The organism is Lutibacter sp. HS1-25, from assembly GCF_004121075.1.
Taxonomy (GTDB): Bacteria; Bacteroidota; Bacteroidia; order Flavobacteriales; family Flavobacteriaceae; genus Lutibacter.
Genome location: NZ_RHLN01000153.1, coordinates 1 through 23,791, shown reverse-complemented (window position 1 = coordinate 23,791; position 23,791 = coordinate 1). Strand labels below are relative to the sequence as shown.

22 protein-coding genes are annotated in these 23,791 nt (G+C 29.4%); 6 read left to right on the top strand and 16 right to left on the bottom strand.

The annotated features are described in order from the left end of the window. Nucleotides 1-49: 49 nt before the first annotated feature. Entirely contained in the window at nucleotides 50-1,018 is a 969-nt protein-coding gene (locus tag EC396_RS15210; protein WP_129367633.1) for a YheT family hydrolase, read from the bottom strand. A gap of 76 nt (nucleotides 1,019-1,094) precedes the next feature. Here EC396_RS15210 and EC396_RS15205 point away from each other — a divergent pair, with 76 nt between their 5' ends. Beyond that, entirely contained in the window at nucleotides 1,095-1,859 is a 765-nt protein-coding gene (locus tag EC396_RS15205; RefSeq protein ID WP_129367631.1) for a phosphatidylcholine/phosphatidylserine synthase, read from the top strand. Nucleotide 1,860: 1 nt separating this feature from the next. Here EC396_RS15205 and EC396_RS15200 read toward each other — a convergent pair whose 3' ends face one another. Genes EC396_RS15200 through EC396_RS15180 form a run of 5 tightly spaced genes read right to left on the bottom strand, consistent with a single transcriptional unit; the run spans nucleotide 1,861 to nucleotide 5,183 of the window. Further along, entirely contained in the window at nucleotides 1,861-2,229 is a 369-nt protein-coding gene (locus EC396_RS15200) for a DMT family protein (protein WP_129367629.1), read from the bottom strand. 37 nt (nucleotides 2,230-2,266) lie between these two features. Further along, nucleotides 2,267-3,001 carry an LPS export ABC transporter ATP-binding protein gene (gene lptB, locus EC396_RS15195; protein WP_129367627.1) on the bottom strand — a complete coding sequence of 245 codons (735 nt, stop codon included), beginning with the start codon at nucleotides 2,999-3,001 and terminating at the stop codon, nucleotides 2,267-2,269. Between the two features lie 50 nt (nucleotides 3,002-3,051). Then, the gene (locus EC396_RS15190; protein WP_129367625.1) at nucleotides 3,052-3,408 is read right to left on the bottom strand and encodes a carboxymuconolactone decarboxylase family protein; all 357 of its coding nucleotides are present in this window, start codon (nucleotides 3,406-3,408) and stop codon (nucleotides 3,052-3,054) included. Further along, nucleotides 3,401-4,216 (bottom strand): twin-arginine translocase subunit TatC, encoded by an 816-nt coding sequence (gene tatC / locus EC396_RS15185; RefSeq protein WP_129367623.1) that lies wholly within the window; start codon nucleotides 4,214-4,216, stop codon nucleotides 3,401-3,403. The genes EC396_RS15190 and tatC overlap by 8 nt, the downstream gene beginning before the upstream one ends. Before the next feature lies 1 nt (nucleotide 4,217). Beyond that, entirely contained in the window at nucleotides 4,218-5,183 is a 966-nt protein-coding gene (locus EC396_RS15180) for an SIS domain-containing protein (RefSeq protein WP_129367621.1), read from the bottom strand. 179 nt (nucleotides 5,184-5,362) lie between these two features. On the opposite strand from EC396_RS15180, the gene EC396_RS15175 reads away from it, so the two are divergent. Beyond that, the gene (locus EC396_RS15175; RefSeq protein ID WP_129367619.1) at nucleotides 5,363-7,561 is read left to right on the top strand and encodes an ATP-dependent DNA helicase RecQ; all 2,199 of its coding nucleotides are present in this window, start codon (nucleotides 5,363-5,365) and stop codon (nucleotides 7,559-7,561) included. Nucleotides 7,562-7,648: 87 nt separating this feature from the next. Here the strand turns inward: EC396_RS15175 and EC396_RS15170 are convergent, their stop codons facing one another. The 3 genes from EC396_RS15170 to EC396_RS15160 form a co-directional block, all read right to left on the bottom strand. Next, entirely contained in the window at nucleotides 7,649-8,320 is a 672-nt protein-coding gene (locus tag EC396_RS15170) for a ZIP family metal transporter (RefSeq protein WP_129367617.1), read from the bottom strand. Beyond that, nucleotides 8,317-9,045, bottom strand: a complete 729-nt coding sequence (locus tag EC396_RS15165) for a cyclopropane-fatty-acyl-phospholipid synthase family protein (protein ID WP_370276519.1) — start codon at nucleotides 9,043-9,045, stop codon at nucleotides 8,317-8,319. Before EC396_RS15165 ends, EC396_RS15170 begins: the two co-directional genes overlap by 4 nt. A gap of 130 nt (nucleotides 9,046-9,175) precedes the next feature. Then, nucleotides 9,176-9,697: a hypothetical protein gene (locus EC396_RS15160; protein ID WP_129367615.1), complete on the bottom strand. Its 522-nt coding sequence runs from the start codon at nucleotides 9,695-9,697 to the stop codon at nucleotides 9,176-9,178. A 169-nt stretch (nucleotides 9,698-9,866) separates the two neighbouring features. Between EC396_RS15160 and EC396_RS15155 the strand changes: the two genes are divergently transcribed. Further along, complete coding sequence (locus EC396_RS15155; protein ID WP_129367613.1) at nucleotides 9,867-11,045, top strand: class I SAM-dependent RNA methyltransferase; 1,179 nt, start codon at nucleotides 9,867-9,869, stop codon at nucleotides 11,043-11,045. Nucleotides 11,046-11,411: 366 nt separating this feature from the next. Then, entirely contained in the window at nucleotides 11,412-12,608 is a 1,197-nt protein-coding gene (locus tag EC396_RS15150) for a 6-phosphofructokinase (protein WP_129367611.1), read from the top strand. 117 nt (nucleotides 12,609-12,725) lie between these two features. Here the strand turns inward: EC396_RS15150 and rmuC are convergent, their stop codons facing one another. Continuing rightward, on the bottom strand, nucleotides 12,726-14,048 hold the full coding sequence (gene rmuC / locus EC396_RS15145; RefSeq protein WP_129367609.1) for a DNA recombination protein RmuC: 1,323 nt from the start codon (nucleotides 14,046-14,048) through the stop codon (nucleotides 12,726-12,728). Nucleotides 14,049-14,134: 86 nt separating this feature from the next. Between rmuC and EC396_RS15140 the strand changes: the two genes are divergently transcribed. Beyond that, nucleotides 14,135-14,683: a 1-acyl-sn-glycerol-3-phosphate acyltransferase gene (locus EC396_RS15140; RefSeq protein ID WP_370276518.1), complete on the top strand. Its 549-nt coding sequence runs from the start codon at nucleotides 14,135-14,137 to the stop codon at nucleotides 14,681-14,683. A gap of 187 nt (nucleotides 14,684-14,870) precedes the next feature. Here EC396_RS15140 and EC396_RS15135 read toward each other — a convergent pair whose 3' ends face one another. Then, complete coding sequence (locus EC396_RS15135) at nucleotides 14,871-16,514, bottom strand: T9SS type A sorting domain-containing protein (protein ID WP_129367607.1); 1,644 nt, start codon at nucleotides 16,512-16,514, stop codon at nucleotides 14,871-14,873. A gap of 687 nt (nucleotides 16,515-17,201) precedes the next feature. Continuing rightward, nucleotides 17,202-18,284, bottom strand: coding sequence for a glycine cleavage system aminomethyltransferase GcvT (gene gcvT, locus EC396_RS15130; RefSeq protein ID WP_129367605.1), 1,083 nt, complete (start codon nucleotides 18,282-18,284; stop codon nucleotides 17,202-17,204). 180 nt (nucleotides 18,285-18,464) lie between these two features. Between gcvT and EC396_RS15125 the strand changes: the two genes are divergently transcribed. Then, nucleotides 18,465-19,931: an aminopeptidase P N-terminal domain-containing protein gene (locus tag EC396_RS15125; protein WP_129367603.1), complete on the top strand. Its 1,467-nt coding sequence runs from the start codon at nucleotides 18,465-18,467 to the stop codon at nucleotides 19,929-19,931. Nucleotides 19,932-19,959: 28 nt separating this feature from the next. Here the strand turns inward: EC396_RS15125 and EC396_RS15120 are convergent, their stop codons facing one another. From EC396_RS15120 to EC396_RS15105, 4 genes are all read right to left on the bottom strand, one after another. Then, nucleotides 19,960-20,493, bottom strand: coding sequence for a YfiT family bacillithiol transferase (locus EC396_RS15120; protein WP_129367601.1), 534 nt, complete (start codon nucleotides 20,491-20,493; stop codon nucleotides 19,960-19,962). Between the two features lie 58 nt (nucleotides 20,494-20,551). Beyond that, nucleotides 20,552-21,235 carry a M48 family metallopeptidase gene (locus tag EC396_RS15115; protein ID WP_129367599.1) on the bottom strand — a complete coding sequence of 228 codons (684 nt, stop codon included), beginning with the start codon at nucleotides 21,233-21,235 and terminating at the stop codon, nucleotides 20,552-20,554. Between the two features lie 83 nt (nucleotides 21,236-21,318). Further along, a complete protein-coding gene (locus EC396_RS15110) occupies nucleotides 21,319-22,251 on the bottom strand; it encodes a peptidylprolyl isomerase (RefSeq protein ID WP_129367598.1) in 933 nt (310 codons plus the stop codon). 171 nt (nucleotides 22,252-22,422) lie between these two features. Further along, a partial coding sequence (locus EC396_RS15105) for a tandem-95 repeat protein (RefSeq protein WP_164975326.1) occupies nucleotides 22,423-23,791 on the bottom strand: 1,369 nt, incomplete at its 5' end.

Here is a 23,791-nt window from a genome sequence, read left to right as displayed (position 1 = left end):
TTTGTTTAAAAGGCGAAAATAAATAAACTTTATAAGTAAACGCTCATATTCAGGAAATAATATGTTGAATAAAAGATACAATTCTTTTTTCGCTCCAAAGTTTATCTTTTTCAAATAGCGCAGTATTAAAACCAACATGTCCGCCATATTTTGGGGTTTCTAAAAATAGGTGTTTGCTATTTTGAGCTTCAAAAAACGGAAAACAGCTTTTGGATAAAAAAGTGTCGTCTTTTGCATTGATCATTAAAGTTGGAATTTGAATGGCGTTTAAAAACTGTTTTGAGCTACATTGAGTCCAATAATCCTTTGCATTTTTATAACCAAAAACAGGAGTTGTAACGGCATTGTCAAAATCGCTAAATGTTTTAGAATTTAAAATAGCATTGACATTTAAATTGTTATTGGGAAATTTTTCTACTTTTTTTAGTGATTTTTCTTTCAACGTTTTTAAAAACCGATTGATATAAATACGATTGTTCCATTTTGCCAACGCATTAGAAGAGCCTTCTAAATCGCAAGGAACAGAAATAGCAATGGCAGCTTTTATTTGAGAAGGAATTTGATTGCCTTCACCCAAATATTTCAACAAAATATTTCCGCCCATACTATAGCCTACAAAAATTATATTTTTATAGGTGCAATTGTTTAAAATATAATTTATAACTATTGATAAATCATCCGATTTTCCACTATTGTATGAATACAAGTGATTGTTATCTTCACCACTGCAACCTCTAAAATTGACAGCAACAGCAGCTATTTGTTGAGAATTTAAATAATTAATTAAAGAAATAATGTATTTTGAATTTGAACTTCCCTCCAAACCATGCAATGCAATTACCAAAGTATTTGAATTTACTGTTGAAAAATCTAAATCAATAAAATCGTTGTCGGGTGTAGAAATTCGAGTCCTTTTATAATTTGCTAAATCATTAAAAGTTAATGTTTTATAAATGGTATTTAAATGGGTATTTTTAAAAAAGTAATTTGGTTTGTAAGTCGATTGAATTATTGGCATATTATTTTTAATAAAAAATAAATATAATAAATCTTATTAATGAATAGTTTCTTAATTTTACTTAAAATTATTATTTATGGCTTTCAAAAAACACATACCAAATATTTTTACATTATTTAATCTTTTATCGGGTACAATTGCTGTGTTTTTTGCAGTTAAAGAACAATTGGTAATTGCAGCAATTTTTGTTTTTATTGGAATCATATTTGATTTTTTTGACGGATTTATGGCTAGGTTGCTAAATGTACAAGGTGAGTTGGGTAAACAATTAGATTCGTTAGCAGATGTTGTTACAAGTGGTCTTGTTCCTGGAATTGTGATGTTTCAACTTATTTTATCGGCTGTAAGTAATAAAAACTGGAGTATAAAAGGCCATTCAATACAAGATTTATCTTTAGATAGTTACTTAAGTATTGTTTATTTAACCGCAATTATTGGTTTGTTAATTACATTGTCTGCAGCTTATAGATTGGCAAAATTTAATATTGATGAGCGTCAAACAAGTTCGTTTATTGGTTTGCCAACACCAGCAGCAAGTTTGGTTGTATTGTCTTTGCCATTGATATTGCAATATTCTTCAAATGAAATTGCGATACAATTGATACAAAACACTTGGTTTTTAATAGGTTTAACGTTACTGTTAAGCTATTTAATGAATGCTGAAATCCCTTTATTTTCATTAAAATTTAAGGATTATAGCTTGAAAAATAATAAAGTAAAGTATCTGTTTGTTTTAATTACCATATTATTGGTTGTATTCTTTCAGTTTATTGCAATTCCTTTGGTCATTATTTGGTATGTAATTTTGTCTATGTTTACCAAAGAAGCAAAGACAATTTAAATTATTTTTTAAAAATAAAATAAACAGCCAAAATTAAAAAAGTGAATCCAATAGCGTGATTTAGTCTAAATGTTTCTTTTTTAAAGAAAATGACTGTGAACATTACAAATACAATTAGGGTAATTACTTCTTGCAATACTTTTAATTGAATCAAAGAAAATGGTCCACCATTTTCTTTAAAACCTAATTTATTTGCAGGTACTTGAAAAGCATATTCAAAAAGAGCAATTCCCCAACTTATCAATACAATTGCAACAAGTCCCAGTTTATTAAACCATTTCCATTCAGCAAATTTTAAATGTCCGTACCAAGCAAGTGTCATAAAAGTATTAGAAACTACTAATAATAATATAGTAAATAGCGCTTTCATTTTTGATATTTTATATTAACTAATTGGTAATATAAAATTAAAATTTTCGTGTTTTTAACTGAAAGTCTTTCCCTAAATAAACGCGCCTAACGGTTTCATCTTCAGCAAGTTCTTGTGGGGTCCCTTCCTTTAAAATTCCACCTTCAAACATCAAGTAAGTTTTGTCTGTAATTGCCAAAGTTTCTTGTACGTTATGGTCTGTAATTAAAATTCCAATATTTCTGTCTTTTAAATGAGCAACAATATTTTGAATGTCTTCAACAGCAATTGGATCAACACCAGCAAAAGGTTCGTCTAATAAAATAAATTTAGGATCAGATGCCAATGCACGTGCAATTTCAGTTCTTCTACGTTCTCCACCAGAAAGTAAATCACCTCTGTTTGTGCGCACGTGTCCTAAACTAAATTCGGCTATCAACGACTCTAATTTTTGTTTTTGATCATATTTTGAAAGACCGTTAAATTGTAATACAGACATAATATTATCTTCAACAGATAATTTTCTAAAAACAGAAGCTTCTTGTGCTAAATACCCAACACCTTCTTGTGCTCTTTTGTACATTGCATAGTTAGTAATATCTGTATTGTCTAAAAATATTTTACCTTCATTTGGTTTTATCATACCAACAATCATGTAAAAGGAGGTGGTTTTTCCTGCTCCATTTGGACCTAATAATCCAACAATTTGACCTTGTTCAACCTCTAAAGATATACCTTTAACCACATATCGGCTACCGTATTTTTTCTTTATATTTTCAGCTCTTAATATCATTGATGTTTTTAGTTTTAAATTACGAATTACGAATTACGAATTTTCAATTGTTAATTATTATTTTTCATTAATTCAAGTTCTTCCCAAAATTCATAAGCTCTTCTTAAATGTGGAATTACTATTGTACCACCAACCAAAGTGGCAATAGAAAGTGTTTCCATCATTTCTTCTTTGGTAACACCTTCATTAAAACAGGTTTCTAAATGGTATTTGATACAATCATCACACCTCAATACAGTAGAAGATACCAATCCTAATAATTCTTTTGTTTTAACATCTAAATGTCCAGCTTTGTAGCTATTGGTGTCTAAATTAAAAATTCGTTTGATAATTTTATGATCTTCACTTAAAATTTTATCGTTCATTTTTTGACGATAAGCATTGAATTCTTCGACTTGATTAGGCATTTTCTTTTTCTTTTTTACGTTCACGTTTAATAACAACAGCAGAAATAATAATACTTATTTCGTACAAAATTAAAATAGGAATAGCTACAATTATTTGACTTATAATATCTGGAGGTGTAATAATAGCAGCTAATAAAAGTACTAAAACCAGTGCATGTTTTCTATATTTTCTTAAAAATTGCGGTGTAATTAAGCCCATTTTAGTTAGAAAAAACATTATTATTGGTAATTCAAAAATCAATCCAGATGCTAAAACCGACGAACGTACTAATGAAATATAGGAATCAATTTTAATGTTTCGTTCAACCAAATCACTTACAGAATAACTTCCTAAGAAATTTACAGATAATGGTGTTACAACATAATAACCAAATAAAACGCCTATAAAAAATAATAAAGATGAAATGATAATGAATGTTTTAGCTCCTTTACGCTCTGTTTCATATAGACCTGGACTAATAAATTTCCAAAATTCCCAAACAATAAAAGGGAAAGCAATTATAAAACCTGCAGTTATAGAGGTCCAAATATGAACGCTAAATTGTTCTGACATTCCTAAACTTTGAAATGTAAAAGGCAATTCGTCTATACACAAACCGTCGGCACCAAAATATTTTGATGCTTCACAAAAAAAACGATAAGTTATAAATTCTGGATTTTTAGGTGCAAAAATAATGACATCAAAAATAAAGCTCTTCATCATAAAAGCTATCACCGAAAATAATAAAACAGCAACAGTAGAGCGTACTAAGTGCCACCTTAAAACTTCTACATGGTCTAAAAACGACATTTCTTTTTCTTCAGCCATTTTAAAAAAGTCCTTCTTTTAATAAATCATGTAAATGTACAACACCAATATAAGTTGTATTGTCTTCAACTAAGATTTGAGTAATATTATTATTTTCCATAGTTTCTAGGGCTTCAATAGCCATAGCATCTGCCTGTATTGTTTTTGGGTTTTTACTCATAATGTCTACAGCAGTTAATTTGCTAATATCAGAATTATCCTTTAACATTCTTCGTAAATCACCATCAGTAATTACACCAACAATTTTATTATTATCCAAAACAGCAGTTGTACCCAATCGTTTTTTTGAAATTTCAATAATAACATCTTTAATAGGTGTGTTAGGAGCAACTTGTGGTAACTCGTTTTTACCTACCAAATCATTAACACGTAAATATAATTTTTTGCCCAATGCTCCACCAGGGTGGTATTTTGCAAAATCTTTACTCGAAAAATCATTCAATTCTAACAAACAAATAGCCAAGGCATCACCAATAACCAATTGTGCAGTTGTGCTAGTTGTAGGAGCTAAATTGTTAGGGCAAACTTCTTTTTCAACATAACAATTAAGAACAAAATCGGCATTTGTTCCTAAAAATGATGTAGGATTTCCGGTTAGTGCTACAATTTTATTACCGTAATTTTTTATAAAAGGTACTAAAACTTTAATTTCAGGTGTGTTTCCACTTTTTGAAATACACATTACAACATCATTTTTTTGAATAGTACCTAAATCTCCATGAATAGCATCAGCAGCATGCATAAAAATTGCAGGTGTACCTGTAGAATTTAATGTTGCTACTATTTTATCAGCTATCTTAGCACTTTTGCCAATTCCGGTAACAATTAATCTTCCGTTAGAATTGTGAATAAATTTAACAGCATCTTCAAAGTCTTTTGTTAAAAAATTAACTAATTTGGCGATTGCGTTACTTTCTGCAATAATTGTTTGTTTCGCAGTTTCTATAATTGTATTTTTATTTTTCAAAAGTTTATGATTTTTTTGAATTAAAAAGATTTACCTTTATTAGCAAACAAAAATAAATCTATTTAATTAGATAATAGTTAAACTGATCAAAAAAAAAGATTATATTAAAAAAATGCTATAAAAAAGAACAACCTAAAAAATAATAATTATTAAATTAGAAATATAATTTTATATTGAAAATGAGTAGTAATAATGTTGATATCCATGCTGCGCTTAAAAAGTATTTTGGTTTTACAAAATTTAAGGGCTTACAGGAAGGTGTTATAAATAGTATAATGGATAATAACGATACGTTTGTTATTATGCCAACTGGTGGAGGAAAATCGTTGTGTTATCAATTGCCAGCGTTAATTAAAGAGGGTACTGCTATTGTAGTTTCGCCGTTGATTGCTTTGATGAAAAATCAGGTAGATGCTATAAGAGGTATTTCTGATGAATACGGAATTGCCCATGTTTTAAACTCCTCGTTAAATAAAACAGAAGTTAGTCAGGTTAAAAGTGATATAGAAAAAGGGATTACTAAATTACTATATGTAGCTCCTGAATCGCTTATAAGAGAGGATTATATAGAGTTTTTACAAGCTCAAAAAATTTCTTTTGTAGCCATTGATGAAGCGCATTGTATTTCGGAATGGGGACATGATTTTAGACCTGAGTATAGAAATTTAAGAGCTATTATTCAAAAAATAGACAATGTTCCTATTATTGGTTTAACAGCTACAGCTACAGAAAAGGTTCAAGAAGATATTTTGAAAACATTAGGAATGTCTAATGCTAAAACTTTTAAAGCATCGTTTAACAGACCTAACTTATTTTATGATGTACGCCCAAAAACTGCTAATATAGATGGTGATATTATTAGATTTATTCGTCAGTATGCTAATAAATCGGGTATAATTTATTGCTTAAGTCGTAAAAAAGTTGAAGAAATTGCTCAATTGTTGCAAGTCAATGGTATACGAGCAGTGCCTTATCATGCAGGTTTAGATGCAAAAACCCGATCTAAACATCAAGATATGTTTTTAATGGAAGATACAGATGTTGTAGTTGCAACCATTGCATTTGGTATGGGAATTGACAAACCAGATGTGCGTTTTGTAATTCATCATGACATTCCAAAAAGTTTAGAGAGTTATTATCAAGAGACAGGAAGAGCAGGTAGAGATGGTGGCGAAGGTTATTGTTTGGCTTATTATGCATATAAGGATATTGAAAAACTTGAGAAATTTTTATCGGGTAAACCAATTTCTGAGCAAGAAATAGGAAATGCTTTGTTGCAAGAAGTAGTTGGTTATGCTGAAACATCTATGTCTAGAAGAAAATATTTATTGCATTATTTTGGTGAAGAATTTGACGATGTAAATGGTTTGGGTGCTGATATGGATGACAATGTTCGCAATCCGAAGGTAAAACATGAAGCACAAGACGAATTAAAAAAATTATTGGAAGTTGTTAAAAATACCAATGAAAAATATAAATCTAAAGATGTTGTAAATACTTTAATAGGTAAAGTTAACGCATTGTTGAAATCTCATAAAACAGATGATCAACCATTTTTCGGATGCGGAAAAGAGAAAGATAATAAATTTTGGATGGCATTGATTCGTCAGGCATTGGTTGCTGGTTTTCTTAAAAAAGAAATTGAGCAATATGGTGTGGTTAAAATTACCGATCAAGGTTTAGGTTTTATCAAAAAACCAACATCATTTATGATGACTGAAGATCATATTTACGATCAAACGGATGATTCAAGTACAATTTCAAACTCAAAAGCTTCTACAGCGGTAGCAGATGAAGTTTTAATAAAAATGCTAAAAGATTTGCAAAAGTCTGTCGCTAAAAAGAATGGTGTTCCTCCTTATGCTGTTTTTCAAGAAACTTCATTAGAAGATATGGCTTTAAAATATCCAATTACCATGGATGAGTTGAAAAATATTTATGGAGTAGGAGAAGGAAAGGCCCAAAAATTTGGAAAACCATTTATTGAGTTAATTGCTAAATATGTTGAAGAAAATGATATTTTAAGGCCAGATGATTTTGTAATTAAAAGTACAGGTGTAAACTCAAGTTTAAAATTATATATCATTCAAAATACAGATAGAAAATTGCCATTAGAAGATATTGCAAAATCTAAAGGCTTAACATTTTCTGAATTGATTGAAGAAATGCAACGTATTGTTTACAGTGGTACTAAAATTAATATTGATTATTGCATCAATGAATTGTTAGATGAAGATCAACAAGAAGAAATATTTGATTATTTTATGGAATCTAAAAGTGATCGTATTCAAGATGCAATGGACGAATTTGATGGCGAATATGATGATGATGAGTTGCGCTTAATGAGAATTAAGTTTATAAGTCAGGTTGCAAATTAAATATTTTAGATTTCAAGTAGCATTTAAAGCAAATAAAACGCCTCAATCCAATTAGATTGAGGCGTTTTAAGTATGTAAAAAAAGCTATCAAGCCAAATATGCAACTAACATACCAATTAAAATAGCAGTAAATTTTAATAAATTAAATTTATGATCTTTAGCTGTTTCAAACAAAATAATAGTTGAAATATGTAAAAATATTCCAATTATAATGGCTGTAATTTGTGTTTTGTAAGTAATTAAAAACGGAATATTTTCGCCTGCAAAACTTCCTAAAGGTGACATTAATGAAAACAATACTAAAAACAAAATTGCAGCTGCTTTTGGTATAGATGACCTCACAAAAAATGTTCCTAAAATAATTGCTATGGGTATTTTATGAATAACAATAGCCCATAATAAATGGTCGTGATGGTGGTTGTTTGCCAACGGAATACCTTCCATAAAAGCATGTAAACTAAGACTTATAAACAAAGCCCAAGGAAAAGTGCTACTTTCTTGAAAATGAATATGTCCGTGTTCTGCTCCTTTAGAGAAAAAATCTAAGATAAGTTGCAATAGCAATCCTAATAAAATATACAAACCAATAGTAGTGCTATTTGAAATGTAAACCTCTGGAAGCAAATGTAGTATGGTGATAGAAAGTAAATATGCGCCACTAAAAGCCAACAATAATTGTACGGTTTTTGTACTTGGTTTTAGTCCATATACAATTACAATTCCTATTAAAACCGATAAAATAAGTACTATATATGTCATTCTAAGATTAAAATTAATCTATCAGATGTTTCTTCATCAAAAGCATCCAAATGATAATTACCAAAAATATGTTTTATTTTAAAATCAACAGACTTAATGTAAGAATTAATTTTAGCTAAATCTAAATTTTTTACTCTTTCAAAATATTGGTAATGTTCACCATTATCATCAATATTAATTTCTTTAACAATAAAGCCATCTTTAATATAGCGGCTAATTTTAAAAACGACTCCATCAATTTCCTGAATTTCTTCAGCAACTAAGTTTTTAGTAACTTTTTTAACGTTCATAAAGTCAATAACAGCTATGCCATTAGGTTGTAATCCGTTTTTAATATTATCAAGAATTGTAATATCTTCTGAATCATCTTCAAAAAAACCAAAACTTGTAAATAAATTCAAAATAGCATTGTATTTATTTTTAAAAGGATGGCGCATATCGTGTTCAACAAAATGTAATCTGTCTTTTTCAAATTGTTTAGCAAGTTCTATGCTGTTTTTAGACAAATCAGCACCAACTACGTTAAAACCCAAAGAGTTTAAATAAATAGAATGTCGTCCTTTGCCACAAGCCAAATCAAGTAATAAATCTTTTTTGTCAAATTTTAAAAACCCCACTAGGTTTTGCATAAATTCCTGTGCCTCAGTATCATCTCTATGTTTGTATAAAATGTGATAATAGTCGGTATCAAACCAAGAGACAAACCAATCTTTTTTCATTGTCATAATCTAAATTTCAAGCCAAAAATACTATTTTTTAAAATAGTAGAAGTATGAATGTTAAATTATAGTATTGTTAAATAAAAAAAGAGTTGTCAACCGACAACTCTTTCTAATAAAATTTATTTTATATAAATTAATATGAGTATGTAACACCCGTTTTAATTGCTTGCGAACCTCCTAAAGTATTTCTGGCGCCTGTTGTAGATTTGTCTGAAACCAATAAAATAAATGCACATTTATCTTCAGCAGCAGCTTCCTTTAACTTTTTCTCAGCTTTTTTATCACCAGTATTTCCTGTTTGAAAGTTTACCATACTAGTTTTACCTCTAACTTCACCTACTTTTTTTAAACCTGCAATAAAACTCTTGTCTTCTAAAATTACTACTTTTTCCCAATCGTCTTTGCCATTAATTTCAATTTTTTCAGTTACATCCTGCTCACGACCACTAGAACCATAAATAATTTTTGAAATCGCATATTTTCCATATGTATTTTCAGCTTCTTCATTACTATAAACAAAGTCAATAGTATATTCTTCAACACGAATTACTTTTCCCTTAATGATTTTACCGTTATGTAAAAAAATTTGATCGTCTTGTCCACTTACAATGTTAGTTAACAAAATAGCAAATAGTATCAGTATGCTTTTTTTCATAATTAAATGTTTTTAAATTTATTTTAGAAATTTACAAAAAAAAGAAATACTTAAGTCAAAAATTCTTAAAATTTGTATGATGCATAAATTTATTGATGAAGTATTTTAAGAACAAGAAGTTTAACCTGTCATATAATTATTCAGTACTTTTGCATAAAATAAATGAATAATGAATCGTAATTTTAAAATGACGGCCACCACAATGTTTGGTTTGGAGGAAGTTTTAGCAACTGAATTGAGAGATTTAGGAGCGCAGGATGTTGAAGTTGGTATTAGAAGTGTTTCTTTTTTTGGAGATAAAGGATTTATGTATAAAGCAAATATAGCTTTGCGTACAGCTATTAGAATTTTAAAACCTATAAAACGTTTTAAAGTTTTTGATGAAGATGATTTGTATAAAAAACTGATGCAAATGGAGTGGGAGCGTGAAATGAATGTTGACAGTACTTTTGCTATTGGCGCTGTTGTTAACTCTAAAAATTTCACCACTAATTCGCATTATATATCATTAAAATCAAAAGATGCAATTGCCGATTATTTTAGACATAAATACCATAAACGCCCAAATGTTGATGTAGATTACCCTGATGTAAAAATTCATGTCCATATTTTAAACGATTTATGTACGGTTTCATTAGATAGTTCGGGTCAATCTTTACATAAAAGAGGGTATAGAAGCGCAACAAATATTGCACCAATTAACGAAGTTTTGGCTGCTGGTTTGGTTTTACTTTCAGGCTATAGAGGCGATTGTAATTTTATAGATCCAATGTGTGGTTCTGGAACCATACTTATTGAAGCTGCTATGATAGCTAATAATATTCCGGCAAACATCAATAGAAAAGAGTTTGGTTTTGAAAAGTGGAAAGATTATGATGAAGATTTGTATTTTACCATTCAAGATGTTTTGTTGAAAAAAATACGAAGCAATCATTTTAAAATTATGGGCTTTGATAAAGCGCCTTCAGCAATTAGAAAAGCCAATGACAATATTGAAAATGCCAATTTAAAAGAGTTTATTGGGGTTCATCATGTTAACTTTTTCAACTCAATGAAAGAAGTATTTGGACCAACTACTATTTTATTTAACCCACCTTATGGTGAACGTTTAAATATAGATGTTAAAGAATTTTACAAAAGTATTGGAGATACTTTAAAACACGGTTATCCAGATTCTACAGTTTGGTTTATAACATCAGATTTGGAGGCTTTAAAACATGTTGGATTGAAAACTTCAAAAAGAATTCCGCTTAAAAATGGGGATTTAGATTGTCGTTTTGTGCGATATGATATGTATGCAGGAAGTAGAAAAGCTTCAAAAAACGGAAGTCAAGATGAAGAAGAATAAATTCTAAAAAAGTAAACAATCCTCGGAGCAATCTTCGAGGATTTTTTTATACAATATCTATCCTTATAATAGTTTCCTGTTAAATGTTTTTCATCTTTTATTTACTATAAAATTTATATCACATAGTGTTATTGCCTGAAATGATTCTAAATAGATGATTTTTAATGAGATAATTTAAATATTAGTGAAATATTTTAAAGTTTCAGCTAAATTCTAAATTATAAAATTTGTAAATTTGAGTAAAACGTAAAATTTTCAGAACACAATATTTTTAATCATTTCATTATAATCATTTTTTATGAAATGATTTTAAACTTTTATTTTGAAGGCTTTTTAATTAGTAACCAACTTAATAAATTTATAATTATGGCAAATACTATTAAAGGAACCATTGCAATATTAACAGGTGGTGGTGATGTTCCAGGATTAAATCCAGCAATTAGAGCAATTACTATTAGAGCAATGCGAGAAGGATATAGGGTTATTGGACTAAGGCGTGGTTGGGCAGGTATTGTTGAATTAAATCAAGATAAAAAGGCTGATAATAGTGATAATTATATTGAGTTAACTCAAATTTTAGTGAATAGAGCTGGGCGAACCGGAGGAACATTTTTACATAGTTCAAGAACGCGCCCTAGTCACCTTCCAAAAGCAAGTGTTCCAGAGCAGCATAGAGATACTTACAATAAGGAATTTAATGATATGACAAAAGTAGTGTTGGATAATTTGGCTTTTTTAGGCATCGATTATTTAATTCCGATTGGAGGTGACGATACTTTAAGTTATGCCGTTAGATTGTATCAAGAAGGCTTTAAAGTGGTAGCAATTCCAAAAACAATGGATAATGATGTTCCTGGAACCGATTATTGTATTGGTTTTAGTACTTGTATAACAAGAACCATAAGTATGACCAATACTTTAAGAACTTCAGCAGGTTCTCACGAACGTTTTTTAGTGATGGAGGTTTTTGGAAGATACGCAGGTTTTACAGCAATGTTGCCAACAATGGCGGGTGCAGCAAATCGATGTGTAATTCCGGAATATAAGTTTGACATGGAGCAATTAGCCGAACAATTATCTAGAGATAGATTTGAAAATCCAAGTAGGTATTCTGTTGTTTTGGTATCTGAAGGAGCTACTTTTAAAGGTGGTGATATGGTTTTTAAAGATGCAACAAAAGACCAATTTGGTCATGCAAAATTAGGAGGTATAGGAGAGTTGGTTTCTGAAAACATAAAATCTTTATCTCCTAAATTTAACAATGGTAAAACTGTAAACGTAATCAATCAGAAATTAGGTTATTTGGTAAGGGGTGGCGATCCTGATGCTGTAGATTCAATTGTGCCAATGGCTTATGGAAATTTGGCTTTAGACCTTATTTTAAAAGGAATTCACGGGCGTTTGGTGGTGCTAAAAAATGGTAGATACGACAATGTACCTATTGATGTGGTTGTAGGAAAATCTAAAGTTGTAAATATTGATAAATTTTACAATACAGAGCGTTTAAGACCTTATTATAATAGCTTTGAAATGAATCCGTTGTTTATTATGACAAGCGAATAATTTTATTTGGAAACTTTTAATTTATGATAAAGTGTAAAAAAAGGGTCTTTAAACTTTTAAGTTTTAAAACCCTTTTTTTGATGTGTTTAATTTTGGATAAAAATAGAAGATTTTAAACTATTCATCATCTTCTAAAGCTCGTTCTAACAATCTGTCGTTAAAATTTTTAGTTCCTTTTGCGCCTAATTTTTTAATATTTTCTACTTTTTTAATCAAGTTTCCTGTTCCTGTTAATTTTTTCATAGAAACATCATAAGAGCCTTGTACCGTTTTTAATTGATTTCCCACTTTAATTAAATCATCGGTTAAATTTACAAATTGATCGTACAATCTACCTGCCTGAATTGCAATTTCAACCGCATTTTTTTGTTGTTTTTCATTGTTCCACATGCTATCAATAGTACGTAAAGTAGCCAAAAGGGTAGTAGGTGTTACAATTACAATATTTTTTTCAAAAGCTTTGTTATAAAGCTGATTGTCTAAATTTAAAGCTACAGCAAAAGCAGGTTCAATAGGAATAAAAAGCAATACAAAATCTGGCGATTCTATTTGATAGATATCTTGATAATTTTTTTCACTTAATTGTTCAATATGCCTTTTTAAAGAATTTACATGTTCTTTTATAAAGACACCTTTTTCATTTTCATCTTCAGCATTGATAAATTGTTCGTATGCAGTTAATGAAACTTTTGAATCGATAACCATTTTTTTATCATCTGGTAAATGAATAACCACATCGGGTAAAATGCGTTTACCTTCATCTGTAACAAAACTTTGTTGCACAAAATATTCGCTTCCTTTCTCTAATCCAGATTTTTCCAAAACACGTTCTAAAACCAACTCGCCCCAGTTTCCTTGTGTTTTACTATCGCCTTTTAATGCCTTTGTTAAATTCAAAGTTTCTTTGCTCATTTGAAGATTCAAATCTTTTAAACCTATAATTTGCTGACGTAAAGCAGCATGATAGTCGATACTTTGTTTGTGTGTTTCTTCAACTTTTCTCTCAAAAATTTGAATTTTATCTTGTAAGGGGTTTAAAATATTTTTAATATTTTCTTTGTTTTGTTCTGTAAACTTAGATGATTTTTCTTCTAAAATTTTACTAGCTAAAATTTCAAAATCTTTAGCGAATTTGTCTTGTAATTTTTCAACTTCAGCTTTGTTTTCGCTCAGTTTTTCTTCTAAATTTTTCAACTCAGATAGCTTCTGGTTTAAGCGTAAATCTATTTCATGTTTTTCATCAACAAGTAAATTCTTATCTTTAATCAAAGTGTTAATTGTTAGTTTGTTAACTTCTTTTTCTTCAAGTAAAAGTTTATTTCTAATTTCTAATTCAGAAGACAGTTTTTCCAGCTTATTTTTAATAATTAATTTTCCAATAATAAAACCAATTGCTAAAAAAAATATTGCAATTATTAGATATATAAAAAAGGTTGTCATTTTAAATTTTATTAGTTTATAAAATTAAGATTTTTATATTTGCTGCCATAACTAACTATTTATAAATAAAAGTTGAGTTATTAACAATGATGAAAACAATTTCAAATTTTATTTTTCATAAACTATTTGGTTGGAAAACTATAGGTTTATGTCCTACCGATATTAAAAAGTATATTATAATTGGTGCACCACATACGCATTGGCAAGATTTTTTTTTAGGATTGGCTTTAAAGCTAACTCAAAAAGTTCCAGTTAATTTTATTGCAAAAGCCTCGCTATTTAAACCTCCTTTTGGTTTTATTTTTAGGGCTTTAGGAGGAGCTCCGGTCGATAGAAGTAAAAGTAAAAATTTAGTAGATGCGATTGTAGCTATTTTTAATAGTAAAGAGCAATTTATTTTAGCACTTTCACCTGAAGGAACCAGAAAAAGAGTAGATACTTGGAAAACAGGTTTTTATCATATTGCTAAAGGCGCAAATGTTCCAATTGTTATGATGGCATTTGATTTTGGAAACAAACAAATAAAATTTTCTGAACCTTATTATTTAACAGATGATAAGGAAAAAGACTTTAATTTTATTTACGATTTTTATCGTGGTATAAAAGGTAAAATTCCAGAGGATTTTAATTTATAGAAAACGTTCTAAACTTCAAATTGCGTTTTTAAGGTGTATTTATTTTTCATTTTTCAAATAAGTGATACTGATTATTAAAGGGTTAAGTATTAATCTAATTAATAAGATGAATTTACAGAGTATATAAAACAAAAAGAGTTTCCTGTTATAAAGGAAACTCTTTTAAAATACATGAAGAAATTAAACACTAATTCTTAATGACTTTAAGTGTTTTAGTATCGTTATTTTCAGATATTAATTTTACAAAATACACGCCTTTAGCCTTAGAAGCTAAGTTTATAACACTTTCCATAGCGTTAGGAGACGCATTATAAACCAGTTGACCAACAATATTGTAAACCGTTACATTTTTAATAACTACTGGTGATTTAACATATAATATATCGTTATTTATTGGGTTTGGATAATAAGTAAAGCCTACCTGATCGAAATCTGAAGAAGATAAAGTTCCTCCAATATTTACCGAACCTTGAAAAGACTTATACTCATTAAATATTACTGCAAAACTAGGAACAAAAACTACTTGCATATAACCTGTTTTAAAGGTAAAATCATAAGCTCCTAAAGTTGAAGGATTTGTTATTGCTTGGTTTATAGTTACAACAAATTTTGCACCAGCTGATAAAAATTGCTTATTAACAGTAATAGCAATATTATTCAAAGTTGTACTTATACTAAATGTATAATATGATGGATCCAAAAGTACGCCATTCAATTTTACACTTGCTGTTGCACCTGAATTTGCAAAATTCGGATAAGCAGGAGAAATATCGCTTAGGTCTAAATTAAAAATTCTTGTATTACTAGCAGAAGGAATATCAGTCATTGTTTGATATTTAAAAGTATAATCTGCCAACGTATTTGTAGCATTATCAGAGACCGTTACAATACTTCCAACATATACGGCATCTTGGAATAAATCACTTGTAGTTTGAAATGGAATGGTATATTCTCCACCTGTAGGGTTTGTAATTAATTGCTTAAGTTCAACTTTAAGAATAGATCCAGCAGGTAAGGCAATTAAAGCATCAATAAGAATTTGAGTTCCTGAACCAGTAGCAGTATAGTCAGATCCAAACGTTAATGGAGTTCCATTCAATTCAACAATAACATTTGCAGCAGATAAGGTTGTTGTCTGAAAATCTATATAAGATGCTGGTAAAATAGCACCTTTATCTAGTGAAAATAAACGTTCGTTACTAGCCAAAGCAGTTGATGTAGTGTATAAAAATGTATAGTCAGTTAACGTATTTGGTGTTGTATCGGCCATATAAATGGTGTTTGTAGCATTTTGAAAAGTAGCTTGAAAACTATCAACAGCAGCTGGAAATGGTGGTCCAAGATGGTAAGTTTCAAAGCTAAATACGTATTTTTCTAAAGCTAATGGATTACTAAAAACACCACTAATTGTTACTTCTAATTCGTCTCCAGCAACTAAGTTTATTAATGTTGTTATATATACACGCACACGTTCTGAAACATTGTTATTACTAAAACTTACTGTATAATCTGTAGTTGATGTTAACGCTACACCATTGCGTTTTACAACAAAATTACTAGCAGTTTCTGTTCCTGTAAATTTAACTGGGTATCCTCCAGCAGGAGATACATCTGTATCAATATTAAAATCAAATAAATAATTTGCGGGTCCTGGACCTATATATGGTAAATCTGTTGCTAAAGTATACTTAAATGTATAATCTGCAGGAGCTCCAGGTATAGGGTTTGAGACAGTTACCGATGCCGCTATTTGTGCGTTAGAAAATTGAAAAAATAAGATGCATAGCAAAGTTGCTATGTATCCAAACCTTGTGTTGTAATTTTGTTTCATAATAAAAAGAATTAGTTAATTATTACACCTCCTTGTGAGGTGGTTATTAATATGAGTTAAAAAGATGTTAAATGGGTGGAAAAAAATTAAAATATTTATTGTTTTTTTAAAAAAGCTCTTAAATTCATAATTTTAATCTAAAAAATATAATTTAAATTTAAAATATGATACCTTTATTTAAATATAAACGAATGTAAGAATGATGTAGTTTGAGAGTAACGATTTTTCTGAGTATTTTTATGTAATTTACAGCTGCTTTTTTGCTTTAAACACCTGTTAATAAGCTGTTTGTGTTTTAAATTTCAAAAAGTAATTATAGCTGACTATATAGCTCTATATGCAGATATTCACAAGTACTTTAGGTTTGTAATATGTTGAATTTTAATTTGGTAGTAATGCTAAATGTTTCCAATATTTATTTAGGTGAATTCTTTCTAATTATAAAGCTAGGAATCTGAATTTTAACAATATTAATTTTTCTGCTGAAGATAAATATGAAAGAGCGTGTTGAAATTTAGCTATTCTTTGTAGTTACCTAACATGAGAAAAAAAATCCCGTAAAGTGTTTATATTCACTTTACGGGGATTAGTTTTAAAATATAAATATAATTTACTGATTTACAGTATTTTATTCGTTAATTAGAAAGCGAAATAAATTGTTTTAGTTTTACGCAATGAAGTTTTTATTTACCCTTTATAAAAAGGCAATTTAACCACTTCAGCTTTTAAATTTTTATTACGTACTTGAATAAATATTTCGGAACCTAATTTAGCATTTTCAATAGAAACATAACCCATTCCAATAGCTTGTTTTAATGACGGGCTCATAGTTCCAGATGTTACAATACCAATATTTTCTCCGTTATTATTAACAATTAAATAGTCGTGTCTAGGAATACCTTTGTCAACCATTTTAAAAGCAACTAATTTTTTGGTAACACCTTGTTCTTTTTGTTTTTTTAAAGCATCAGCATTTACAAAATCCTTTGTGAATTTTGTAATCCAGCCCAAACCTGCTTCAATAGGAGAAGTTGTATCATTAATATCGTTTCCGTATAAACAATAACCCATTTCTAAACGTAAAGTATCACGCGCAGCCAATCCAATTGGTTTTATACCAAAGTCTTTACCAGCTTCAAAAACGGCATCCCAAACTTTTTCAACTTCGTTATTTTTACAGTAAATTTCAAATCCACCAGAACCTGTGTAACCTGTTGCAGAGATAATTACATTTTCAATACCAGCAAAATCTCCTACTTTAAAAGCGTAAAATTTAATGGCAGCTAAATCTATTGAAGTTAAACTTTGCATAGCTTCAACAGCTTTAGGACCTTGAATTGCCAATAAAGAATAACCTTCTGAAATATTTTTCATTTCAGCATTTACAGTATTGTGAGCACTTATCCAGTTCCAATCTTTTTCAATATTTGAAGCATTTACAACTAATAAATAAGTGTTTTCTTTAACGCGGTAAACAATTAAATCATCAACAATTCCACCATCATTATTAGGCATACAACTGTATTGCGCATCTTCAATTTGCAATTTTGAAGCATCATTAGATGTTACTTTTTGTATCAAAGCCAAAGCATTTTCACCTTCAATTAAAAACTCACCCATATGCGAAACATCAAAAACACCAACACCGTTTCTAACAGTTTCGTGTTCAATATTAATACCTTCGTATTGTACAGGCATATTATAACCTGCAAAAGGAACCATTTTTGCCCCTAATTGTTCGTGAATGTGAGTTAAAGCTGTATTCTTCATTGTATTTATTTTGTTGCGCTAAATTAACAAATTATAAAGAATAGCTATGATATTAATTTATCTTAAAAAGATCATATTTACAGCATTGCTAATCTATTTTTGCATATATTATAAAACGAATAAAACAAAAACGATCTTTTCCTTATATTTGACAAAATTTAATAATTTTTTCCTAAAAATATGAAATCTCATTTTTACTTCTTTTTTATATTATTTTTAATCTTATCAAATGCTTATTCTCAAAAGCCTGAAACACCTCAAGATTATTTATCAAAAGATTTTCATAAAAATAGAAGAGAGGCATTGCGTAATATGATGCCGCCAAATAGTGTAGCTGTGGTTTTTGCAAATCCTATAAGAAATAGATCAAATGATGTAGATTATGTTTACCATCAAGACCCAAATTTTTATTATTTAACGGGCTATAGAGAGCCAAATGCAATGGTTTTGATTTTTAAAGACGAGCAAACTTTAAAAGAAAAAACTTTTAATGAAGTTATTTTTGTGCAAGGACGCAATGCTTATGCTGAAATGTGGACAGGAAAACGCATTGGAGTTGTAGGTGCTCAGGATGAATTGGGTTTTAGAGTTGCTTATAGTGGCAATGAATTTAAGAGTTATGAAATTGATTTTTCAAAATTTGATAAAATTATTTTCGAAAATTTTAACAATGATGTAAGAGATGATCCCAGAGACAATGCCGATTTGTTTAATTTAATTGAATCGTTTAAAGAAAAAGTTTCTTTTGATTTGATAAATTTAAACAATATGTCTACTGATAAAATGAAAGTTGAAAGTGCTAAAAAAATTGACACTAAAATGTTAAGTGCTTTTATGACTACTTTGCGTGAAGTAAAAACGCCCGATGAATTAAAATTACTGAAAAAAGCGGTTGAAATTTCGGCAGTTGGACAAATTGAAATTATGAAAGCAATGCACCCAAATATGTCTGAAGCAGAAGTGCAGGGTGTTCACGAATTTGTATATAAAAAATATGGAGCCGAATACGAAGGTTATCCATCAATAGTTGGAGCAGGAGGGAATGGTTGTATACTGCATTATGTTGAAAACAATAAAATGAATGTTGGTGATGGCGCATTGGTTTTAATGGATTTAGGTGCTGAATATAGAGGTTATACAGCCGATGTAACACGTACAATTCCTGCAAATGGTAAATTTACTGTTGAACAAAAACTAATTTACGATTTGGTTTATGAAGCTCAAGAAGCGGGTATTGCAGCATATAAAATAGGTAATGGTGTTTATGAACCTAATAAAATTGCCATTAAAATTATAAACGAAGGTTTGGCAAAACTGGGTATTATAGAAAGTGCCAAAACAAGACACCGTTATTTGCCTCACGGAACTTCACATCATATTGGTTTAGATGTTCATGACCCAGGTAATTATGGTAAGTTTGAAGAAAATATGGTTGTTACTATGGAGCCTGGTATTTATATTCCTGAGGGAAGTGATTGTGATGAAAAATGGTGGGGAATTGGTGTAAGAATTGAAGATGATATTTTAATAACAAAAAATGGCCCTGTAAATTTATCGGCTATGGCACCAAGAAAATCAGATGAAATTGAAGCTATGATGAAGAAAAATAGCGTCTTAACGGATTTTAATTTACCGAATTTAGATTAGAGCATTTTTAATATAATAACTTAATTTTTTAATTAAGCCAATTTTCACGTTCCATTAAATTGTAAATATGTGCGTAATGATGGTTACAATGCCAAGCATAGATACAAATATTTTCAGCTAAAGAAATAGTTTTTTTAGTTTCAGGATGAATAAATGATTTTTTTAAATCGGAATTATTTAAACCTTTTAATAGGTAAGTCCATTTTACATGTAACGCATTTATTAAATTGATAGATGCTGCTATAGGTGCTGAGCTATCAAATAATTCAGCCCAACGTTCTTCATAATAAGCTTTAATTATAGGTGTATCTTCAGTTAAAGCCAACTTAAAACGAATGTAGCTATTTAAATGACTATCGGCACAATGATGGATAACTTGCCTAATAGTCCAACCATTTTCTCTATAAACTGTATCTAATTGTTCGTTTGATAAATGTATTACCAGTTTTTCTAGTTTTGAAGGAAATTCTTCAATAATTGAAATCCATTCATTTATTTGAATTTCTGAAATTTTTAAAGGAATTAATGGTTTTCCAATAGGATATTTTAATTTTTCTAACATATTTTATTTTCATTTAAAAATTTAACTCTCAAAATTTAGTAGTAGTAGCGTATTATTTTTAGTCATATTTTTCGATAAATCTCTTCGCTCTTTGATTTCCTGAATCAATTTTTAAAGATTTTTTATAAAATTCTACAGCTTGTAGTGTATCTCCATTTTGTTTTAAAGCATCAGCATAACTATCATAAACATTGGCGCTATTTGGGTAAAGTATCATATTTATTTTAAAAATTTGCAGCGCTTTTTCATAATTTTTATTACGTAACTCAATATAACCTAATTTGTTAAAGTTTTTTTTATCAATAGCAGTGTCTAAGGAATCTTTTTTTTGAATGGTTAAATAGGCTTCTAAAGCTTTTTCAAACTGATTGGATTTAAGGTATTCACTTGGTATTTTTTCAGTTGAATCTAATTTTCTAAATTTATATTCTAAGGTATCTTTTTCATCTTTTGGAACAAAAATCATATAAGTTTTGTTGTTTTCAGAATTTATAAAGCGAATTTTTTTATTCATTTCTTTTACAAAAAAGGTACTATCGTTAATTTTTAAAGGTTCAATATTTAGAGCACCACGCCATTTCAAGTACAAAACAGATTTGTTGAAATAAACTTCAACAACTTCATCTGAGTTGTATAAATATTTACCAACAGTAGTTTTAATAAAAGCATCATTATTTGATTTGCTATTACAACTAATAATAAATAGTAAAACAATGGGTATATAAATTAATTTAAGTTTCATAAAAAAATAAGTATGTATAAAAATACAAAAAACGTCTAAACCATTTCTGATTTAGACGTTTTTTTGAAAAAAGTTAATATCTATTATTTAACGTTCATTAATTCAACGTCGAATATTAAAGTTGCATTTGGAGGAATAACACCACCAGCACCACGACTTCCGTAGCCTAAGTTTGAAGGGATAACAAAACGTGCTTTGTCACCAACTTTTAACAATAAAATACCTTCATCCCAACCTGCAATTACTTGTCCTACACCAACTTGAAATTCAATTGGCTCTTTACGTTGGTATGATGAATCAAATACAGATCCGTCTGCTAACTGACCTTTATAATGTACTGAAACCATAGCGCCTTTAGTTGCTTGTTTTCCATTACCTTCTTGTAAAACTTTATAGCGTAAACCACTTGGAGTTTCGTCATAACCAGCAGCAAGTTTATCCATTGCAGCTTTAGCAGCTTCTTTAGCTTCTGCTTCTCTTTTTGCTCTAGAACCTTCAAAAGTTCTAAAAGCTTCAACAGCATTAAATTTTTCAGCAGCTTCACCAACTCTAATAATCTCAAGAGATTCTATTAAGTCATTTTGTGCAATTGTATCAACAACATTTTGTCCTTCTACAACTTTACCAAAAACAGTATGTTTATTATCTAACCAAGGAGTTGCAACATGAGTAATAAAAAATTGACTACCATTAGAAGCAGGACCAGAGTTTGCCATAGACAAAACTCCAGGAGCGTCATGTTTTAATTCTGGGTGAAATTCATCATCAAAGCTATAACCAGGAGAACCTGTTCCTGTTCCTTGAGGACAACCACCTTGAATCATAAAATCTGCAATTACTCTATGAAATTTTAAACCATTATAATAAGGAGTACCTTGTGGTTTTGGTTTGTTTTCTAAATCACCTTGGGCTAAAGCAACAAAGTTACCAACTGTTCCTGGTGTTTTTTCAAATTCTAAGTTTACTACTATTGCACCTTTTGAGGTGTTAAATTTTGCGTATAATCCGTTATCCATATTCTTATTTTTTAAACGTTGCAAAGATACATACTTTGATTTAAATTATAAGGTTATTGTTATAATATAACAATTTAATTGGTTGGGGAGATTTTTTATTGAAATAAGGCTTTCACATTGGTGAAAGCCTTTATCTATTGTTTATATAGTGTTTTATTGTAGTAGTTTGATTTAAATTTTAACCATTCTTTTTACAATAACTCCTTGTGAATATGGAATTTGAATTAAATAAAGTCCGGAAGCAAACCCGTTTGTATTAAAAGTATTTTTACCAGGATTTAAATCAAATTTCCCAATAAATTGTCCGTTAGAACTATAAATATTGCAGTAAGTAAATAAAGAACTATTAATTTCAATAGTAAAATCATCAGTAACTTTTGTTGGATATAAGTTTACATTTATATCTGCAAAAACAGGATTTAAACCAATAGATTCATCAAGATCACCATTATCTCTTACTGTAATTGTTAAAGTCCCTATATCTGTAAGAGAACCGTCAGAAAGCGAATATGTAAAAGTATCTTCACCAGTAAAATTCTTTTTAGGAGTATAAGTATAAGATCCATCTGCTTTTAAAATTATGGTACCTCTATGATTGGTTTCAAAAGTTCCTTCATTTGTACTTAAAAGATCTCCGTCATAATCAAAGTCATTTTCAATTAAGCTTTGAACAGAATTAAAAACTGTATTTTCAACCATTGATATAGCATCATTTACCGCTTCAGGTGCATGATTTACTTTTGTAACGGTAATTATTAAAGTTGCTTTTGCAGTTAATTTTCCATCAGTAATTGTATAAGTTACAGTATCTTCTCCGGTAAAATCACTTTTCGGAACATATATATAAGAACCATCCGAATTTAAATTTAAACTACCATTTTTGTTAGTTGTATAAGTACCAGCAATAGTAGACAAAATATCAGCATCAGTATCATAATCATTTGCCAATAAGCTAATTGTAGAATATAAAATAGTATTTTCAGGAGTTGAAATTTGATCATTAGCAGCCACAGGAGCCACATTTACATTGCTTACTGTGATAGTTAAAATTGCTGTTGAAGTTAAAGAGCCATCAGAAACAGTGTAAGTAAAAGTATCTTCACCCGTAAAATCAGCTTTAGGAGTGTAAGAGAATAAACCATCAGCTTTTAAAACAATTGTTCCACCTTTAGTAGTAGAGAAAGTTCCAGCAGTCACGGTTAAAGCATCACCATCTACATCAGAATCATTTTTCAATAAACTTACCGTTGCATTGAATACCGTATTTTCAGGCATTGAAATTTTATCATTAGCAGCTACAGGAGCCACATTTACATTGCTTACAGTGATAGTTAAAATTGCTGTTGAAGTTAAAGAACCATCAGAAACAGTGTAAGTAAAAGTATCTTCACCAGTAAAATCAGCTTTAGGAGTGTAAGAGAATAAACCATCAGCTTTTAAAACAATTGTTCCACCTTTAGTAGTAGAGAAAGTTCCAGCAGTCACGGTTAAAGCATCACCATCTACATCAGAATCATTTTTCAATAAACTTACCGTTGCA

Excerpts from the sequence above, each read along its gene's own strand:
- EC396_RS15210 (WP_129367633.1), bottom strand. The coding sequence starts at position 1,018 with ATGCCAATAATTCAATCGACTTACAAACCAAATTACTTTTTTAAAAAT.
- EC396_RS15110 (WP_129367598.1), bottom strand. The coding sequence starts at position 22,251 with ATGGATAACGGATTATACGCAAAATTTAACACCTCAAAAGGTGCAATA.
- EC396_RS15140 (WP_370276518.1), top strand. The coding sequence starts at position 14,135 with ATGATGAAAACAATTTCAAATTTTATTTTTCATAAACTATTTGGTTGG.
- gcvT (WP_129367605.1), bottom strand. The coding sequence starts at position 18,284 with ATGAAGAATACAGCTTTAACTCACATTCACGAACAATTAGGGGCAAAA.
- EC396_RS15135 (WP_129367607.1), bottom strand. The coding sequence starts at position 16,514 with ATGAAACAAAATTACAACACAAGGTTTGGATACATAGCAACTTTGCTA.
- EC396_RS15200 (WP_129367629.1), bottom strand. The coding sequence starts at position 2,229 with ATGAAAGCGCTATTTACTATATTATTATTAGTAGTTTCTAATACTTTT.
- EC396_RS15155 (WP_129367613.1), top strand. The coding sequence starts at position 9,867 with ATGAATCGTAATTTTAAAATGACGGCCACCACAATGTTTGGTTTGGAG.
- EC396_RS15190 (WP_129367625.1), bottom strand. The coding sequence starts at position 3,408 with ATGCCTAATCAAGTCGAAGAATTCAATGCTTATCGTCAAAAAATGAAC.
- tatC (WP_129367623.1), bottom strand. The coding sequence starts at position 4,216 with ATGGCTGAAGAAAAAGAAATGTCGTTTTTAGACCATGTAGAAGTTTTA.
- EC396_RS15165 (WP_370276519.1), bottom strand. The coding sequence starts at position 9,045 with ATGACAATGAAAAAAGATTGGTTTGTCTCTTGGTTTGATACCGACTAT.
- EC396_RS15150 (WP_129367611.1), top strand. The coding sequence starts at position 11,412 with ATGGCAAATACTATTAAAGGAACCATTGCAATATTAACAGGTGGTGGT.
- EC396_RS15170 (WP_129367617.1), bottom strand. The coding sequence starts at position 8,320 with ATGACATATATAGTACTTATTTTATCGGTTTTAATAGGAATTGTAATT.
- EC396_RS15175 (WP_129367619.1), top strand. The coding sequence starts at position 5,363 with ATGAGTAGTAATAATGTTGATATCCATGCTGCGCTTAAAAAGTATTTT.
- EC396_RS15160 (WP_129367615.1), bottom strand. The coding sequence starts at position 9,697 with ATGAAAAAAAGCATACTGATACTATTTGCTATTTTGTTAACTAACATT.
- rmuC (WP_129367609.1), bottom strand. The coding sequence starts at position 14,048 with ATGACAACCTTTTTTATATATCTAATAATTGCAATATTTTTTTTAGCA.
- EC396_RS15125 (WP_129367603.1), top strand. The coding sequence starts at position 18,465 with ATGAAATCTCATTTTTACTTCTTTTTTATATTATTTTTAATCTTATCA.
- lptB (WP_129367627.1), bottom strand. The coding sequence starts at position 3,001 with ATGATATTAAGAGCTGAAAATATAAAGAAAAAATACGGTAGCCGATAT.
- EC396_RS15120 (WP_129367601.1), bottom strand. The coding sequence starts at position 20,493 with ATGTTAGAAAAATTAAAATATCCTATTGGAAAACCATTAATTCCTTTA.
- EC396_RS15115 (WP_129367599.1), bottom strand. The coding sequence starts at position 21,235 with ATGAAACTTAAATTAATTTATATACCCATTGTTTTACTATTTATTATT.
- EC396_RS15205 (WP_129367631.1), top strand. The coding sequence starts at position 1,095 with ATGGCTTTCAAAAAACACATACCAAATATTTTTACATTATTTAATCTT.